Genomic DNA, 17,856 nt, shown 5'->3' with positions numbered 1-17,856 from the left:
CTAAATTATCCGTTTACAGCTTCCACAGTTTCTACCAATTCCGGAACAAATTGTTTCAGAATATTCTGGATGCCGTTTTTAAGTGTGGCTGTGGAAGATGGGCAACCGCTGCACGCGCCTTGGAGCAACATTCTTGCGGTTTTGCTTTCTCCGTCATATTCTATAAGGGAGATTTTCCCACCATCGTTTTCTACTGCCGGTGCCACATATTCATTCAGGATGTCACTGATCTTTTGTTCGTCATCCGTATATTCTCTGTTGATGATTTTCAACATTGGACTTTCGTGGTTGTGAGGCTCTGCGGTAGAAATAGTTTTACCTGCCTGCAAGAATTCTGCGATGAAAGTCCTCACCTGCGCCATAATCTCGTGCCACTCAAACTGGCCGTCTTTGGTGACGGCAACAAAGTTATCACTCACATAAATTTCTTTCACAAAGTCAAATGCTTCATATAACTCTTTTGCCAAAGGAACGGCGTCTGCTTCTTCTCTGGATTTGACCTCGATAAAACCATCCATCAGCATTTTGCTAGAAATGAATTTCATCACGGCAGGATTGGGCGTCATCTCAGAATAGATCTGATAATTTTCCTTCTTCTTTTGAAGATAGATTCTTGGATTTGCGAGCAGCTCATCCTCGATGATGTTTTTCAGGCTTTCGGAAACGTGTTCCCATTCTACGGTGTCTTCTTTCGCTACTGCGATGAAATTGGCTGTGATGAAAATTCTGTTGACGAATGGGTAATTGAAAAGTTCTTGTGCCAACGGAATTTCTGAAATATCAGATGCTCTGTCAAGCTCCAAAGATCCTGGGATGAGGTTGTAGTCTGTTACAAACTTCATCACTTTTGGATTCTCTGTTGGTTCTATAATGATTTGTCTCATTTTAAGTATATTGAAGTACAAAAATATCGTAAATTGGTGGAACAAAAAAGCCGCTGAATCCCAATGTTGTGTTAAGTTTTGATTATGAGTGGGTTTGCAGATCTTCGATTTTTTCTATTGGTTTGATTTTGGCTGTTTCGGATGGCGAAACGTTCAAAGATGACGAATTTGCGCCCCGGTCTGAACGGAAATCCTTTTTTGCTTTGACTTAATTTTCTATTGGTATAGAAAGCGTCTGCAAAAAAGATTGAGAGTGGAGGACGGATAAAGGCGCCCAATAATATTAATTAAAAATTTTAAAAATAATGGCAATTATAAGAGAACTTTTAGGCAAGGAACCACAGTTTGGAGAGAATGCTTTTGTAGCAGAAACAGCGGTGATCATAGGTGATGTAACGATGGGAGACGACTGCAGTATTTGGTACAACGCGGTTTTGAGAGGTGATGTACATTACATCAAAATGGGGAATAAAGTGAATGTCCAGGACAATGCCATGATCCACTGTACGTATAAAAAAAGTCCGACAACGATTGGGAATCACGTTTCGATAGGTCACAACGCGATTGTTCACGGCTGCACGATCAAAGATAACGTTCTAATAGGAATGGGCGCGATTGTGATGGATGACTGCGTTGTAGAAAGCAATAGTATCGTAGCGGCAGGTGCTGTTGTGACTGCCAATACACATATTAAGGAAGGTGAGATCTGGGCTGGCGTTCCGGCAAAGAAAGTGAAAGATGTTTCTCAAAACCTGATAGAAGGCGAGATCGACAGGATTGCTAATAATTACGTAAAATACGCCAGCTGGTACAAGCAGGACTAAAGTGGTACAACAATTGAATTTTCCTAAGAAATGCTTACTATGACAAAACTGAGATCTTTTTGGGGAATTTTGAAAGACACATTTGATGAGTGGACCGCTTCCTCCGCTTCCAAAGACAGCGCCAGTATGGCGTATAATGCGATATTTGCTTTGCCAGGATTGCTGATTATCATCATCTGGACTGCGGGTCATTTTTTTGGGGAAGAAGCTGTGAATGGAGAAATCAGACGCCAGATCCAGGGTGTGATGGGTTATGATGGGGCAAAAAGTATTCAGGATATCATCGCCAGTGCAATGATAGATAAGGAGAACTTTTGGATGAAAGCATTAGGCGTGGCAACTTTGGTTTTTGGTGCAACCAGTTTGTTTTTCCAAATGCAGACCACGCTTAATAACCTTTGGGATGTGGAGTCTGCGCCTAAAAAAGCGTGGCAGAAGTTTATCTTGGATCGGGCCAACTCACTTGGAATGATTCTCGTCATTGCTTTTTTGTTATTGATCAGTATGGTTCTTTCATCGGTTATTGGTTTGGCCAACGGATTGATTACCAAATATTTTGGACTCGAAGCTTATGTGCTGATTCAGGGTAGCAACTTCATTCTTGGCTTTGCGGTTATTACAGTCTTATTTGCCATTATGTTTAAGGTATTGCCGGATGTGGAAATCGAGTGGAAGTCTGTTTGGATTGGTGCTATTGTAACGGCTTTGCTCTTCAATGTAGGAAAAATGCTGATGAGTTTCTATTTTGATTTTTCAAAACCGACTTCGGTTTTCGGAGCGGCAGGAACTGTAATTTTGCTGATGATGTGGATCAATTACTCTTGCCAGCTGATATTTTTCGGGGCAGAGTTTACCAAGATCTATGCCTACAAAAAAGGACATAAAATTGTCCCGTCAAAGCATGCCAGATGGAGCAAGGCAAAATTATACAGAGATGCTGAAGAGCAGAAAAACCAAAGCCTTTCTCAGAATTCTGGAATCACTTGAACACTGGTTTTTCGTTTTCGCAAGCTATATTTTCCGGTTGCATAACTACCATACAATCTGACGTCAGGTTGTGTTTTTTGTTGTGTCCAGACATTTTCTGATTGTAAAGATCCACTTTCTGCAGAAAAGCGTTCTCATCTATTTTATTGGAGTATGCAATGTAGCTCACCGGTCCGCCGCAGGCTTTTACGCCAAGTCCGACGGTTTTCCAGTCTGTAGGATTACTGCATTTTTCGCTGTGTGCCAATGCTGTGATTTCGGCTTTCAAGCGCTCCATTTCCTGGGATTCTTCTTGATCCAGAGTGCCGGATCCAACGTTGTCATTTGGCCTTTCTGGCAGGGGTTTTGGCAGGTTTTCTATAGTGTTGACTGGTTTGCAGGAGATTGCGAACACAGAAAGTACACTGAGGAACATCAAATGTTTCATCATCATATTTTGAATTAAGAAGCCAAATATAAGACCTAAAACAATCTTGACAATGATTAAAGTTGGTATAAATTTCGATATTAGGTAAAACCTAATACTATTTGTAACAAAAGAACGTTTTATAATACATATTTTGATAAGCCTTAATTATGAAGAAATTATCTAACACTTATAAAATGAACTGGTTTCAGCATTTCTTAATGATCTGCTCCGGAGGGAACATTCATCTTCTAAAAAAATCGCCAAGTGAATGGAATAAGTTTGCGGGCATCGGCGGTATCGTATTGTTTACTGCTGTCTTTGCAACGCTATCGGCAGGTTACGCCATGTTGACGGTCTTCGATAATGTCTGGACGGCCGTTGGTTTTGGAATCCTGTGGGGATTGATGATCTTCAATCTGGACAGATACATTGTGTCATCTATCAAGAAAACCGGAACGTGGTGGAATCAGATCCTGATGACCATTCCAAGGTTGATTTTAGCGACGTTCCTCGGAATCATTATCTCAAAACCATTGGAACTGAAGATCTTTGAAAAAGAAGTGAATAAACAGCTGAATACCATTATTCAGAGGAATAAGAAGCAACTGCAGGTAGAGATGGGCGGCAGAATCCTTCAGCAATCGGGACCTTTTGATGCCGAAAAGAAACAGATCCAAAACCAAGTGAAGAATTATCAGGTCGCTTATGATTCTGCTTCTGTAGAACTGGAAAAGGAGATTCTTGGGAAACAGTCGGGCTTGACGAGCGGAAAAGTGGGGTTTGGTACCAATGCCAAACGAAAGGCTGAACTGAAGGAGCAAAAACGTCTTGATCTTGAAAATTATCAGAAACAGCAGCAGTCCAGATTGCAATATTTGGACAACGAAATTTCTAAAGTCTATACCAATCTGGAAACCGAAAGGAAATCTACCGAAATTTTTGAGGATAAATTCAATGGTTTTGCGGCGCGATTGCAGGCTTTGGATGAGCTGGGGAAAAACTCTGCCATTATGGCGCTGGCTGCAAGTTTCATAATGGGACTTTTTATCTGTCTGGAGATTTCGCCGGTTTTGATCAAACTTATTTCTCACGTAGGACCTTATGATTATCTTCTGGAAAAGACAGAAAATGATTTCAGGTTGTATGCGAAAGAAAAAATCGCGAAAGGAAATATTTTAACGGATGATCGGATCCACGATTTCAAGGACAGATTAAGAAAATAATTGTAGATTTATAAAAAAAAAGAATCAATGAGGCCATTTTTCTGTTTTTTGGGATTGCTATGCTCGTTTTCATTTTATTTCGGCCAATCCAAAAAAGAGATAATGAAAGAAGGTTTAATTGCCTTTAATCATGGTGATTTTGTGTCAGCAAAACAACACTATCTTAAATTGGTAGAAAAGGGTGACAAAAGCTGGGAGGCGTACACTATTTTAGGCGATTGCGAGTTTCAGACTGGTAATCAGGATCAGGCTTTGGAATATTACACGAAAGCTCAAGAGAAAAATCCTATTTATTCTGGACTGTATTTACGAAAAGCAACCGTGTTAAGACAGCAGGGAAAGTTTGATGAAGCCATTATTAATTTGAGAAAAATGAGCATCACGAATCCTGGAAATCCTCAAGTTTATAATATGATATCAAGTACGTATTATGAAAAAGGGGATTATAAAGAAGCGCTGACTGAAATTGATCAAATGGTACAATTGGGCGGTGAAAATTTGAATTCCAGTTATGGCCGGGCGTTATCTTATCTTAAGCTGAATCAGCTTAAAGACTCTTGTATAGAATTAAATAAAGCGGATAAATTTGATTTAAATAACGAGAATAGAGAAATCGATCTGATGATTGCTCAGCATTGCCCAAAATAGAAAGGATTTGAAAAACTTGATGACTTTTATATAAAAGCAAAAAGCTTCCAAAAATTTGGAAGCTTTATTTATTTTAAATCACCTACCAAAAAAGGTTGGTCGGTATCTTCGTTGTAATCCCGTACAAATCCGATCTCTTTCGATCTTGTGATTTCAGATTTTGAACTTCCTGAAAATCCATCCCCAAAATCTATACTGAAGTCGATATAACTCAACCGGTTCTTTGTGAATTTGATTTTATTGAAGACTAAAATGATGTTTTTATCTTTAAGATTTTTCTGCAGACTCAACAGGTCTTTTTTTGTCATTTCCTTATTGAAAACAACCGCTATCACTTTCTTGTTTGGTGCAAAAGATAGCATGCCAATTACAAAAAAGGATATCAATAATAAGGAAAAAATGGTCTTCTTCTTCACATCTTAAAACTAAGCTGCAAATTTAGAAAATCTTTAATGAAAATTGGTATTTTGAAAGTTAAAGTTTATTTTTTTTTAATCAACTTTAAAACAGTATTTCAAAATCACTTTGAATAGGGTAAAGTAGTAATGCTTGTGCGTAAATTACTAATAATCAGTAAAAATAAATCATTATGCTTTGATTTATTTGTTAAATTTGGTAAAAACAATACTTATGAAAAAACTTTCTATTTTAGCTTGTATGATGGTAAGCTTTTCTTTTCCAAGTTTACTCAAAGCACAGCCCTTCGTGGGTCAGATCATGTTTGTTCCGTATAATTTTGCTCCAGTTGGGTGGCATGAGTGTGATGGTTCGCTCTTGCCAATCTCGGAGTATGAAGCCCTTTTTACGTTGATAGGAACCACTTATGGGGGAGATGGGCAGTCTACATTTGCTGTTCCTAATGCGAAGGGAAAGGTTATTATTGATGATGGTCAGGGTTCCGGTCTTACGCCTTATATCCTAGGGCAGAATGCAGGTGTAGAAGAGGTTACTTTACTCCCCAGTCAATTACCAAGCCACAAGCATCTGGTTGTGGGAAGTACAGTAGAAGGTAATCAGAGTTCTCCTACTAATGGTTTGCTCGCGAATACCAAGACCCTTGATAAGGAATATTCCAACGCTACGGATGCTCCTTCCAAAACAACAATGAGGCCTGGTATGTTAGCTGCTGCGGGAGGCAATCAACCACATCCTAACATGATGCCGACTTTGGCTTTGAAATGTGTTATTTCTCTTTATGGTGTTTATCCACAACACAATTAATTATTTAAAATTAGGCTCATGAAAAAAATAAAAATTTCAGTATTAGTTATTCTTGTGGTGCTATCTGTAAAGGTGTCTGGGCAAGGTATGGAACCATTTTTGGGACAGATCATGTGGGTGCCATACAATTTTTCACCTAAAAATTGGGCTGCTTGTGAGGGACAGTTGATGCCCATTTCGCAGAATACGGCTTTGTTTTCTTTGCTGGGGATCAAGTTTGGAGGTAATGGGACTACCAATTTTGCATTGCCAGATATGCGGGGTAAAACGGTGATGGGAGATAGCAATACTTACCCCGTAGGGACACAAAATGGTGCAGCGAGTGTGACCTTATTATCTACGGAGATGCCATCTCATACGCATATTGTTAATGCTGTAAAGATAGAAGGAAACCAGAATCTACCTACCGGCAATTTTCAGGCAGATACAAAAACTGGTGACCCTGAGTATTCGGATGCTGCTGGTAATACCACGATGAGTCCAACGATGATAGCTACTGCTGGCGGAGGGCAACCTCATAACAATATGCAGCCTTATGGAACGCTCAAATGTATTATTGCGTTAACAGGTATCTACCCAGAAAGACCTTAATCTGTTTAATTTAAAAATAAATCATTATGAAAAAGTATATTTTATTGATGTTCATTTTTTTGGGATTTGCGTCCAATGGGTTGAAAGCACAGGGAGATGGAACACCATTTCTAGGGCAGATTATGTATGTTTCATTTAGTTATGCGCCAAAAGGCTGGGCAGATTGCAACGGTCAATTGTTACCAATAAATGAAAACCAGGCCTTGTTTTCTCTACTAGGCACCACATATGGTGGTAATGGAACTACAACATTTGCTTTGCCCAATATTCAAGGCCGTGTTCTTATCAGTGATAATTCTACTTATCCCTTAGGAGGTAATGGTGGCGAGGAGTCACATACCTTAACAATTGGTGAAATGCCAATGCACAGCCATCTGGTGAATGCTGTAACATCATCAGGTAACAAAACATCGCCGGAAGGTAATTTGCCGGCAGATACCAAGGTTTTGGATAAAGAATACGCAAGTGTAAGCAGCGGTGGAGCAGTTGCTATGAATAGTGACATATTGAGTTCCGCGGGAGGATCACAACCGCACACCAATATCCAGCCTTATGTGACTTTCAAATGCGTTATTGCCCTTCAGGGAATTTACCCTTCTAGAAACTAAAAATCCAAAATTATGAAAAAACTTTACCTTCTTTTTATAGTTACACTGGCTGCCAATACAGTATCTGCGCAGTCCATCACTTTCAACGGATGTCATAATTTGTTTGAAAACCAGAATTATGTCTTTAGTAATACAGGAACAGACGGGAACGGGAAAAAGATCTACATCACAACGCCTGTAGATGGGGCTCAGACTTGTGGCGGTTTGGGAACCTGCGAGTTCAAAATCCAATGGAACAACGCGCAGACACGGTGGGAGTTTTTAGCAGATTCTGGGAATGGGGATTTTGTTGCGCCTTATTTGATCTACTATAATTCTACAGGGAATAACGCCTCTGCAAACCCACCAAGCAATGCAGTAGGATCTTGGGTAGAAAATACAATGGTTACAGAAAACGGCTGCGGTGGTAATCTCAGTTCTTCAAATTCCACAATGACTGGCGATGTTCACACTTCTACACTTGCGTTGGGTGATTTTTCTAAAATTAAATTTCAAATGTTCCCAAATCCGGTTACGGATTTTATTAATGTTTCAGGAATCGAAAGTGCAAAAAATATGGTGATCACCAATATGGCTGGACAAGAAGTTTTGAAAACCGATTTCCAGACCCGATTGGATGTCTCTCAGCTTACAAAAGGAATTTATATCCTTAGAATTAATCTTTCTGACGGACAGTCCTATGATGTGAAATTTATTAAAAAATAAGCCGTGTTTTATAACAAGAAAGGCTGCAAATTGTTGCAGCCTTTTTATTTTGAATTGGAATTTAAAAAGAATAATTCGGAGCTTCCTGCGTGATGATGACATCGTGGGGGTGAGATTCCTTCAGTCCACTTCCTGTGATCATTACCAATTTGGAATCTTTCTGTAACGTTTCAATGTCTTTTGCACCGCAATAGCCCATTCCTGCACGCAAACCGCCTGTCAGTTGGAAAATCACATCTTCCAATTTTCCTTTGTGAGGCACTCTGCCTTCTATGCCTTCTGGGACAAATTTCTTAGCTTCACTTTGGAAATATCTTTCTTTGCCACCACGTTTCATCGCTGAAAGGGATCCCATTCCTTGGTAAGATTTGAATTTTCTTCCTTGAAAAATGATTTCTTCTCCCGGTGCTTCATCCGTTCCTGCAAGAAGAGAACCCAGCATCACTGCTCCAGCACCACTTGCAATGGCTTTTACGATATCTCCGGAAAGTTTGATGCCACCATCTGCGATCACGGCCACGTTTTTCTTTTTCGCAAATTCGTAAACGTTGTAAATGGCAGAAAGTTGAGGGACGCCGACTCCCGCAACGACTCTGGTTGTACAGATAGATCCTGGTCCAACACCTACTTTTAGCACATTGGCTCCCGCTTTGATGAGATCTTTTGCCGCTTCAGCAGTGACGATATTTCCTCCAACGATATCAAGGTCAGGGAATGTTTTTCTGATTTCAGAAATCTTATCCAATACACCCTTCGAGTGTCCGTGCGCAGAATCTATGGCCACGATATCCACGCCTGCTTTTACTAATGCAGTTATTCTTTCAATCGTATCTTCGCCAACGCCAACGCCTGCTCCAACGATCAGACGACCGTTTTGGTCTTTGTTCGCATTTGGATATTCTAATTGATTGTCGATGTCTTTGATGGTAATCAATCCAACCAACTTGTTTTTCTTGTCAACGATTGGGAGTTTCTCGATTCTGTTTTTGAGCAAAATTTCTTTCGCCGTTTCCAGATTTGTGGTTTTATCGGAAGTGATGAGGTTTTCTTTGGTCATGATTTCCTCAACTTTGACCTCAAGATTTTGTTGGTATTTTACATCTCTGTTGGTAATGATCCCAATAAGGTAATTGTTTTTATCAACGACAGGAAGTCCAGAGATCCTATACTCTGCCATCAGTGCTTTGGCTTGGGCCAGTGTATGGTCTTTGGAAAGTGTGACTGGGTCGGCAATCATTCCGTTTTCGGAACGTTTTACGCTGTTGACCTGCGCGGCTTGTTCCGCAATGGTCATATTTTTATGAATGAATCCAAGACCGCCGACTCTTGCCAATGCAATCGCCAAATCTGCTTCTGTCACAGTATCCATTGCTGCAGAAACTATGGGAACATTAAGCGAAATTTTGTCTGTAAGTCTGGATTTTAGGGAAACCTGGTTAGGTAAAACTTCTGAATAAGAGGGAACTAATAGAACGTCATCGAAAGTGATGGCTGCCTCTACAATTTTGTTATGAATAGACATCTTTACTTTCTGTGCAAAATTAAGCTATTTTTATCGAATTTGAAAATGCTTGTCTTTATTTGAACTAAAGTTAATATACCAAAAGTTTAACAGACGAATCAGAGTTTAGAATTAAAGTCACAGAGCGACCACCTGCTAGTAGAATTATCTTGAATATCATAAGGAAAGCTCCGTAGGAGCGACCTGTTAATTCGAATTTGAAATGAATAAAGAACTGATTGTCGAAACTTTTGCAAAATCTGATTGGTTGACAAAACCCATAGCCCTGATTGCAGTGTAAATCCCACAGCAAGCGTTGGGAAAAGCAAGGCGCGAGGAATTGCAACGGAAAGCAGGTTCCCAGCTCCAAATATTTATGAATGATAAGTGATGAATGATTTTTTATCAACTATCATTTTATCAAAACCGGCTCAAGATTCCCCAGTGGATTTTTATCTCGTTGAATTTGAATGGATTGCCAAATTGGTTTCCGTTCGAAATCTGGAAACTCATCAAACCAATGGGAAGGAAAAAGTTAAAACCCAAACCTAAACTGTAAAGTTTCGGGGAAATTCCAAGGGCTTTGTTAGACATTTGGCCGTATTGCGCAAAGAGGTCGAAAAAGGCTTGGTCGTTGACGAGATACCGGTATTCTGCGCCGGCAAATGCATAGAAATCGCTGATGAGACTCTGCTCATTAAAGCCCCTCATCGAGTTCCAGCCGCCAAACCTAAAAAGTTCGTTGGAGGATAAGTCATTCTTGGCGCTAAGCAGCGCAGATTCTGCTTTGATGTTGAGGAAATGATTTCCGGAGAGGTTGAAGTTGTGTTCTGCAAATAGGAAGTACCGGATCTGATCATATTGTTCCTGAGTGGCATCGTACTTGGTTTTCAGAAAATCTGCTTCTATTCTAATGTTACTTTTATTAATAAACAGAGGGATGTCACTTCCTTCCTGATATTGATACCAAAGTCCAATCCCTTTTTTGCTGTAATCGCGACCGCCTGTGTAGAGCGAATCCAAAATCGCGGACGACTCGAAAGTGCCTTTGAGACCCAGTTTTTGGCGCGGAGAAAGATGGTAATAAATAGCTGGCAGCAATTTAACATTTGCAAATGTAGAATCCTGGCGGAAGATATTAACGTTGACATTCAAGCCAACATTGCTACCAAACGTGTATGGAATATCGGTTTGCATATCGAAAGTCTGGCCTTTGTCTGGATTTCTTTGCCAGTAAACGCCGATGCTTTCAAAACTGTTGAACATATTTTTGAGCTGGACATTGAGCGTTCCGTTGACGGTGAATTTCTCGGATTTGTCGTTTCCAAAGCCTATCATGCCGTCAAAAGTGTTGGTTTTCTTTTTTTGCATAAATAGAAAAACCTGGGTAGAATCCTGGGTGAATAGCGTCTGAGGCGGTTTTTCCAAAGTGATAAACTGGTGATTCTGCAAAGTCTGGTTCATCGTAACCAAGTTTTTATCATCGTAGTTTTTCCCGAGATACTCTTTGTTGAGTGCTTTAACGAATTGTTTCGGTAAGCGCGTGTAGCCTTTGTAAACGATGGCGTCGATTTTCCTTTGAGAAGATGTGACAACCGAGATCTTCACCGCCGGAATTCCGTTTTCCATTTTCTGGAATTTGGTTTTCACACGGTTGAAGGCAAAACCCTTGTTCCGGTATTTTTGATTGATGTTTTTCTTGAGAGAATCAAGATTTTTGGTGTAGAGGTCGTTCTTTTGAAGTTTTAAATCTGAGACCAGCGAATCTGAGAATGTGACACGGGCTCTGTTGAAATTTGGGCCTTTGTCGTAATAGATCTCAGTCCGGTTTTCTATTTTTTTGACATCTTTCAGTTCTGTGAAAAAGTAGGAATTCTCCGTCAAGGAGTCCAAAAACTTAACTGCTTTTGCGGAGTCGGAAACTATTTTTTTTCCGTTGGTTTCTTTGTCGATAAGCCAATATTCTTTTTTCTGCGCGTTGGAGAAAACACAGAAGAAAGAAAAAACACAGATAAATAAATAGTTAATTTTAAGCACAAGGTTCACAACGATTTTCACAAAGGACACTGTTTTTAGTTCATCGTGAACTTTTTGAAAAAATTCGGTGTCTTTGTGGTTAAACAGAAAATCAATCCATTTTATTGTATTTCTTCATCAGATTCTCATAAGTGTTCTGCGGAAGAAGCCATTTGAGCGGAACGCCAATCTTCTGACCGAATTTCCCAAAATAATAATGCGCTTTCCATTTTGATTTTCCTAAAAGTCCATCGATGTAAATCGCAACATCCAAAGGTTCGGTGCCGTCGTCAACGTGGGAATTCATCAATGCATAGACTTTATCGAACACGTTTTTATAGGGTTCAGACACTTTTGTTTTGATGCGGTTTTCCGCAATATTCGTTTTGATATCACCCAAATGAAGCGAGCAAGCGTGGATATTCCAAGGGTAAACCTCGTATCGCATTGCTTCGGTTATTTTATCCAAAGCAGATTTTGATGCGGAATAAAAACCTCGGAAAGGCAATCCCATTTCCGAACCTATGCTGGAAACATTGATGATTTTCCCTGATTTCTGTTTACGCATTTTTGGTAAAACTGCCGTCATCATTTGGACAGAGCCAATCAAATTGAGATTGAATAATTTCGTAATATCTTCTTTCGTAGAATCTTCGACCGAGCCAACCATTCCCATTCCGGCGTTGTTAATCAGAACGTCAATTCTCGTTTCCGTTTTTAGGATTTCAGAAATGGCGTTGTCGATTTGGTCTTTTTCGGTAATGTCTGTCGGAATCGAAACGAAATAATCCGAACTCACAGATTTCCTGCTGAGTCCGTAAACTTTGTTCCCTTTCTTACCGAAATATTCTGCCAGCGCAAATCCGATTCCGGATGAAGTGCCTGTGATGATGATGGTTTTTGACATTTAGAAATTAAAAGATTTTTTTGAATTAGGAATTTTGATTTCGTTCTTTCCCATTTTGTAATCACTCATTTTTAGCAATTTGGGAAGTTTGTGTGTGAATTCTTTATAATAATTTTCTGGTACTTTTCTATCACTTCCATCATCACAATCCGAATATTCTTCTCTTACAATGACTTTTCCGGTTGAAAAATTGATTTCATCTGAGAAATTAAATTCGCAAGTATCATCAAATTTTACCAACGCACCAATCAAATAAAAATCACCGTTTTGAAATCGATAAGTATTTTTTGAAGTCACTGTGTGTCGAGAATTTGAAAAATAGGATTGAAAGATCACCAAACAATTATTCTTGATGGTCAATTCCAATTCATTATCTGCTGGATAAAAACCTAGTTTGCTATCAAAAATCAAAGCAGAATTTTCCTTCCAGATTTTCAATTTGCCATTGATGTTTTTTAGAATATATAACTTTCTTACGAGTCCAGGAGATTCGGAGTCAGCCCTTTTACCTGTATTGAAAACTATGACAGTTTCGTCCCTTCCATCTTTGTCCAAATCGCCTTTTGTTTCCAAAATTTTCTCATAACTTTTTGGGATTGTGAAATCTTTCAATTCCTGAGATTGTAGAATTGAGAAAAAGATTATTGCGAAAAAGGAAAGAAAGTTTTTCATTTAAAATTGATATAGCATTTCAACAAAATCCCTGATTAATCTAAATTTTTGGAATTTATAAAAATAATGATTTCATTGTCATTAATTTTTGAGAATAATGAATCTCCTTTTCTAAAGTCAATTTTATATGCATTACCATTATATTCTACAGAATCTTTTATTTCAAGTAATTTTAAAAATGTAAATCCTTTTTCATCAAGAGAATAATGATTCTCAAAAATGTTAAACCTATAAACAAGAATACTTTCGCTTGCTGGAACTATTCGTTTAATTAGAATATTCCATTTATAAATCCATCGATTAGTTGTTAGGAAATTTTTATTTTCAAATTTGATATAACAATCTGGAGGATAAAAATTATTGTTTCCGCTGTTAAATTTGGCATTAATAACTTGGTAGTCTTTTTTAAAGAATATAAAGGCTAATAAAATTATTAAAACGATTAAAGAAATAGAAATTAATATGTTTCTCATTAAAACTCAAACAAACCTTCTGTAGAAAATTTCAAATCCGGAAAATTGATGGATTGCAACAATTCGCCATCTGCAATAGGTTTTCTACTAATGTATTCGCCGTTTTCCAAACTGTAAATCAAAATAAATTTCTCGCTAGTATCTACTACCCAATATTCTGAAACGCCCGATTCTTCGTATAAACTGAATTTCAAATTCATTTCTTTTTTAGAATTTCCGGGAGAAAGAATCTCAACCACCAAATCTGGTGCGCCAAGACAGCCTTTGTCATCAATCTTATTTTGGTCACAAATTACACACAAATCTGGTTGAACAACGGTCAGGATTTCCCCAGTTTTATAAGGTAAACGAACATCGAAAGGTGCATAGAATAATTCACAGGGTGTATTTTCAAAAAATGGATATAATTTTTGATTTATTTTTTGTGAAATTCTTTGATGATTCGGAGCTGGAGCAGGACTCATTTTCAAAATTTTACCTTTGATAAGTTCCACCCTTTCTTTGAATCTCCACAAAAGATAATCAGCAAAAGTGTAAGTTTTGTTAAGGTCTAATTGATTGATATTTGTGATTTCCATAACGCTGTTTTTTGAATTAACTACTTACTACTAACAAAGATAGATATTTTTTAAAGCTCAGGATTTTATCAAACTTTTTAATTAACTCGCGGTTACCTTCGCAAAATCCTCCCAAAACTCAAGATAAGATTTCTCCACAACGTCCTCATTTTCGATATTTAATTCTTTGATTAAGGCAAACGGTGCAAAAGCCATCGCCATTCTGTGGTCGTTGTAGGTTGCGATAGAAATGTTTTCCTCAGGTTCTATGAATTCCGAAGATTCTATTTTCTCAACCGTGATATGCGTTTTCGCTCCGATTTTCAATAATTCATTTTGAAGCGCCACCAATCGGTCGGTTTCTTTGACCTTCAAAGTGTGAAGTCCTGTGATTTCGAACGGTATTTTCAAAGCTGTTGCCGTCACACAAAGCGTTTGCGCAATGTCTGGGCAATCGTTCATATCCAAAGTGATCAATTCCGGATATTGAAAAGCTGGTTCTGGCAAAAGTGAAATGGAACTTTCTGCATAATCCGAAACCGTGTTGATTCCGAAATATTTCAAATAAAGTGCTTTGATCACACTGTCGCCTTGCAGAGAAAGTGTGTGGTAACTTTTCAAAGTGATGCTTTTCCTGCCGATTGCTGCCAAAGAATAGAAATAAGAAGCTGAAGACCAATCACTTTCCACTTCATAACGTTCCGTTCTGTATTGGTTGTTTTGCGTAACGATTTCGATCTTATTCTCGGCAAAATGGGATTTGATTCCGATTTCGTCCAGGATTTTCAAAGTCATTTCCAGGTAAGGACGTGACGTGATGTCGCCTTCCAATTCCAAGGTCAATCCGTTTTCCAATTTTCCTCCTATTAATAGTAATGAGGTCAAAAACTGACTGGAAACGTTGGCGGAAATTTTAACGGTATTTTTCTCTAATTTCTTTCCAATGATCTGCAACGGTGGAAAACCTTCCTTTTCAAGATAAGTAATGTCTGCACCTAGTGAATGTAATGCATCTACCAAAGGTTTGATGGGACGGTTTTTCATTCGGTCGGAACCGGTGAGAATTGTTTTTCTACCTTCAAAAATCGAATAATAAGACGTGAGGAAACGCATCGCCGTTCCCGCGTGGTGGATGTCCACAATGTCGGAATCGGATTCCAAAGCTTTTTTGAGCAAAGTGGTGTCCTGAGAGTTGGAAAGATTGAACATATCAATGTTCCCGAACAGTTTCCCTACAATCAAAAGACGGTTCGAAATACTTTTCGAACCGGTAATTTGGATTTTTTGATTATCGATTAATTCTGATTTTTTTAATAGCATTCTTATGTGATTGATGTACGATTTAGTAAAGTATTAATGATGTCAATTTGTGACTACATTCTATGCTAATACGTGTTTACAAATTATTTTAATTTCTCGTTATTTTGATGTCTGTCTTTGTCCCTGTCTGTTTTCACTTTCATTTTTTTATCGAAAGCGGCTTGCAGATTTGTTCCTGTTTGGTTAGCCAAGCAGAGTGTGACAAAGAGAACGTCTGCTAATTCTTCGCCCAAATCTTTGGATTTGTCAGATTCTTTTTCTGATTGTTCGCCGTATCTTCTGGCGATGATTCTGGCCACTTCGCCCACTTCTTCTGTCAGCATTGCCATATTGGTCAACTCATTGAAGTAGCGGACACCAATGGTTTTGATCCACTCATCCACTTGGTTTTGGAGCGTTGTAATTTCCATTGATTAAAATTGATATGCCCCTAATGTTGGAGAAGAATTTCTAGATTTTCCTACAATATCTTTTTTAGTGATATCATTATAACTGGCATTTCCTTTTCCTATTGCAGGTGAACCTGTTTTTACGCTCAGATTCATTTTCTGGGTAAAATAATTTTGGAATTTCGGGTCTTCATTGAAAATACTTTGTCCAATTAAATTAAATCCAGCTCTGTCGTTTTGTTTCAATAATGAGTTGTTAATATGGCGTGTAAATAATCCGCCTTCTGTGCTTTTGAAGGAAATCATATCAGTGTTATCGCCATACATAATCGAATTATTAAGATTGAGGGTTGGATTACCAGTATAGATTTCATTGTTGTTTTCGTATCGATTTGTTGCATAAATTCCTAAAGCAGACATCGATGGATTCAAGTCCCAGTAGTTGGCAATTGTACAATAATTAAGGTTATAAGTTCCGCCTCCAGCAATTGCAAGGTCGGCTTCACCACAATTATTCATTACCACATTATTCATCGTAAGATTTGAAGCAATGCCGTAGATTCCTGCATTTTGAAAAGTGTGGATGATTGTATTATTGATAGTTGCCGTATTTTTTTTCAGTTGAAGACCAACATTTCCACCAAAAACCCGAGCATAATTCATATTAAGAACCGTGGCCTCTTCCATTTTGATGCCGTTCCAGTTGGTTGGCAACGTGTCATATTTGGTGTCACTCCTGTCGCCTCTGAAAATGACTTCTTCACCTAAAGCTCCATCGACGTTAAGAACAGAGTTTTTCGCGAAATGCATTCCGCTGTTTTTTCGGAAATAGACTTTCGTGCCTTTTTCCATTGTCAAAGTTTTTCCTTCGGCAACGGTCAAATCTCCGAAAATCACTTTCACTTTTTCCTTGGTCCAAGTTGTATTCTCAGAAATGATATTTGGATTTGAATCCGATTTAATGAAATATTCTGCATCCTGAACTACTGAGAACAATGTTACTTTTTGCTCACCAGCTGGTGTGTTGAAAACCACTTTGTCTTCAGCAATCGCTTCCGGAGCGTTAGCAACTGGCGCAATTTCTACAAAAACGTAAAGGCTGTCTTTTCTTCTCAAAGCCACATTTTCAAAACTCGTCCCAACTTTTCCATCCACGTTGATTCTGTAAAGGGAACCGGTCCCGCCTTCCAACGCAATTCTCGGAATCAAAACATCTTTATCTTCATTATTGAAGACTTTTACTGCATAAGTTTCCGAACGCATCTGGTTGTAAACCGTGTCGCAAAAAACGGTATCAGTAGAGAATCTCAACAGTTGCGTTGGCGATTCAAAAGAAATATCATCACGGTTACAGCCTGCTAGAAGCAAAAGTGACCAGAATGCGATGCCAAGGAATATTTTTAGTTTCATTTGTTCTTATTTAATTTTTTTTAGGGCAGAAGGAACACCATATTGTTTTCTCTGTCTAGATGAGATCTTAATATAAGTGTTTCATAATCTTGTTTAATCTTCAAAACTACAAAATTTAAATTTTTATTTTGTAATGGTGCGGATATTTTAGTGATTTTAAACAAAAAATCCTTTTGGCAGTTGAAAGGATTGAATATTTAGAAGCTTAATTTACTCTTTTAACTCGTAGTGCATTATCAAACTAATGCAATTTTAATATTATTCATTTTTCTATTAAATACAAAAACATTTACAAATTGAATGAAAGTTAATGCTGTTATTTTGCTCAATATCCTTGTTTTAAAACCTTCAAATGATTTTGCGTAGTTGTTTCTGATTTTAAATTGGTCACAAAGCTGAGAGAATAATGTCTCTATTCTTTTTCTCGATTTTCTGAAAATATATTTTTGTTTTTGATAATTTTTTTGGTTGTTTCTCATGGGTGTATCCAGCTTTATATTCGCATAATTGA

21 protein-coding genes are annotated in these 17,856 nt (G+C 38.2%); 8 read left to right on the top strand and 13 right to left on the bottom strand.

What is annotated here, in order from left to right; all coding sequences use genetic code 11:
• Positions 1 to 5: 5 nt before the first annotated feature.
• Complete coding sequence (locus F564_RS0104810) at positions 6 to 884, bottom strand: NifU family protein (protein WP_028121620.1); 879 nt, start codon at positions 882 to 884, stop codon at positions 6 to 8.
• A 305-nt stretch (positions 885 to 1,189) separates the two neighbouring features.
• Here F564_RS0104810 and F564_RS0104800 point away from each other — a divergent pair, with 305 nt between their 5' ends.
• Both F564_RS0104800 and F564_RS0104795 read left to right on the top strand, forming a co-directional pair.
• Positions 1,190 to 1,708 (top strand): gamma carbonic anhydrase family protein, encoded by a 519-nt coding sequence (locus F564_RS0104800; RefSeq protein ID WP_028121618.1) that lies wholly within the window; start codon positions 1,190 to 1,192, stop codon positions 1,706 to 1,708.
• A gap of 39 nt (positions 1,709 to 1,747) precedes the next feature.
• Entirely contained in the window at positions 1,748 to 2,695 is a 948-nt protein-coding gene (locus F564_RS0104795; RefSeq protein WP_028121617.1) for a YihY/virulence factor BrkB family protein, read from the top strand.
• On the opposite strand, the gene F564_RS0104790 is transcribed toward F564_RS0104795, so the two are convergent.
• A complete protein-coding gene (locus F564_RS0104790) occupies positions 2,688 to 3,128 on the bottom strand; it encodes a hypothetical protein (RefSeq protein ID WP_028121616.1) in 441 nt (146 codons plus the stop codon). The genes F564_RS0104795 and F564_RS0104790 overlap by 8 nt on opposite strands.
• A 143-nt stretch (positions 3,129 to 3,271) precedes the next feature.
• On the opposite strand from F564_RS0104790, the gene F564_RS0104785 reads away from it, so the two are divergent.
• Positions 3,272 to 4,327, top strand: coding sequence for a DUF4407 domain-containing protein (locus tag F564_RS0104785; protein WP_028121615.1), 1,056 nt, complete (start codon positions 3,272 to 3,274; stop codon positions 4,325 to 4,327).
• Between the two features lie 102 nt (positions 4,328 to 4,429).
• Positions 4,430 to 4,975 carry a tetratricopeptide repeat protein gene (locus F564_RS0104780; protein WP_028121614.1) on the top strand — a complete coding sequence of 182 codons (546 nt, stop codon included), beginning with the start codon at positions 4,430 to 4,432 and terminating at the stop codon, positions 4,973 to 4,975.
• 68 nt (positions 4,976 to 5,043) lie between these two features.
• Here F564_RS0104780 and F564_RS0104775 read toward each other — a convergent pair whose 3' ends face one another.
• Positions 5,044 to 5,283: a hypothetical protein gene (locus F564_RS0104775; protein WP_154656806.1), complete on the bottom strand. Its 240-nt coding sequence runs from the start codon at positions 5,281 to 5,283 to the stop codon at positions 5,044 to 5,046.
• A 322-nt stretch (positions 5,284 to 5,605) separates the two neighbouring features.
• Between F564_RS0104775 and F564_RS0104770 the strand changes: the two genes are divergently transcribed.
• The 4 genes from F564_RS0104770 (at position 5,606) to F564_RS0104755 (ending at position 8,100) form a co-directional block, all read left to right on the top strand.
• Positions 5,606 to 6,196 (top strand): phage tail protein, encoded by a 591-nt coding sequence (locus tag F564_RS0104770; RefSeq protein WP_051259560.1) that lies wholly within the window; start codon positions 5,606 to 5,608, stop codon positions 6,194 to 6,196.
• An 87-nt stretch (positions 6,197 to 6,283) separates the two neighbouring features.
• Complete coding sequence (locus tag F564_RS0104765) at positions 6,284 to 6,787, top strand: phage tail protein (RefSeq protein WP_034980807.1); 504 nt, start codon at positions 6,284 to 6,286, stop codon at positions 6,785 to 6,787.
• Between the two features lie 26 nt (positions 6,788 to 6,813).
• Entirely contained in the window at positions 6,814 to 7,395 is a 582-nt protein-coding gene (locus F564_RS0104760) for a phage tail protein (protein ID WP_185094324.1), read from the top strand.
• A gap of 12 nt (positions 7,396 to 7,407) precedes the next feature.
• Positions 7,408 to 8,100 (top strand): T9SS type A sorting domain-containing protein, encoded by a 693-nt coding sequence (locus F564_RS0104755; RefSeq protein WP_028121609.1) that lies wholly within the window; start codon positions 7,408 to 7,410, stop codon positions 8,098 to 8,100.
• 61 nt (positions 8,101 to 8,161) lie between these two features.
• On the opposite strand, the gene guaB is transcribed toward F564_RS0104755, so the two are convergent.
• From guaB to F564_RS0104705, 10 genes are all read right to left on the bottom strand, one after another.
• Complete coding sequence (gene guaB, locus F564_RS0104750; RefSeq protein WP_028121608.1) at positions 8,162 to 9,622, bottom strand: IMP dehydrogenase; 1,461 nt, start codon at positions 9,620 to 9,622, stop codon at positions 8,162 to 8,164.
• A gap of 399 nt (positions 9,623 to 10,021) precedes the next feature.
• A complete protein-coding gene (locus tag F564_RS0104745; protein WP_034980801.1) occupies positions 10,022 to 11,638 on the bottom strand; it encodes a BamA/TamA family outer membrane protein in 1,617 nt (538 codons plus the stop codon).
• 91 nt (positions 11,639 to 11,729) lie between these two features.
• A complete protein-coding gene (locus F564_RS0104740; protein WP_028121606.1) occupies positions 11,730 to 12,524 on the bottom strand; it encodes an SDR family oxidoreductase in 795 nt (264 codons plus the stop codon).
• On the bottom strand, positions 12,525 to 13,136 hold the full coding sequence (locus F564_RS0104735; RefSeq protein WP_228373859.1) for a hypothetical protein: 612 nt from the start codon (positions 13,134 to 13,136) through the stop codon (positions 12,525 to 12,527).
• Between the two features lie 95 nt (positions 13,137 to 13,231).
• The gene (locus F564_RS0104730) at positions 13,232 to 13,669 is read right to left on the bottom strand and encodes a hypothetical protein (protein ID WP_028121604.1); all 438 of its coding nucleotides are present in this window, start codon (positions 13,667 to 13,669) and stop codon (positions 13,232 to 13,234) included.
• Positions 13,669 to 14,247, bottom strand: coding sequence for a Uma2 family endonuclease (locus tag F564_RS0104725; RefSeq protein ID WP_028121603.1), 579 nt, complete (start codon positions 14,245 to 14,247; stop codon positions 13,669 to 13,671). The genes F564_RS0104730 and F564_RS0104725 overlap by 1 nt, the downstream gene beginning before the upstream one ends.
• Positions 14,248 to 14,328: 81 nt before the next feature.
• Positions 14,329 to 15,546: a 3-phosphoshikimate 1-carboxyvinyltransferase gene (locus F564_RS0104720; RefSeq protein WP_028121602.1), complete on the bottom strand. Its 1,218-nt coding sequence runs from the start codon at positions 15,544 to 15,546 to the stop codon at positions 14,329 to 14,331.
• Between the two features lie 83 nt (positions 15,547 to 15,629).
• Positions 15,630 to 15,956, bottom strand: a complete 327-nt coding sequence (locus F564_RS0104715; RefSeq protein ID WP_028121601.1) for a nucleotide pyrophosphohydrolase — start codon at positions 15,954 to 15,956, stop codon at positions 15,630 to 15,632.
• A 3-nt stretch (positions 15,957 to 15,959) separates the two neighbouring features.
• Positions 15,960 to 17,345, bottom strand: a complete 1,386-nt coding sequence (locus F564_RS0104710) for a hypothetical protein (protein WP_028121600.1) — start codon at positions 17,343 to 17,345, stop codon at positions 15,960 to 15,962.
• Between the two features lie 236 nt (positions 17,346 to 17,581).
• Positions 17,582 to 17,856: transposase (locus F564_RS0104705; protein WP_154656805.1), on the bottom strand; the 275-nt coding region annotated here is incomplete at its 5' end.

The sequence above is a fragment of the Epilithonimonas tenax DSM 16811 genome, from assembly GCF_000428485.1.
In the GTDB taxonomy this organism is placed as follows: Bacteria; Bacteroidota; Bacteroidia; order Flavobacteriales; family Weeksellaceae; genus Epilithonimonas; species Epilithonimonas tenax.
This window is presented reverse-complemented; position numbering and strand designations above follow the sequence as displayed.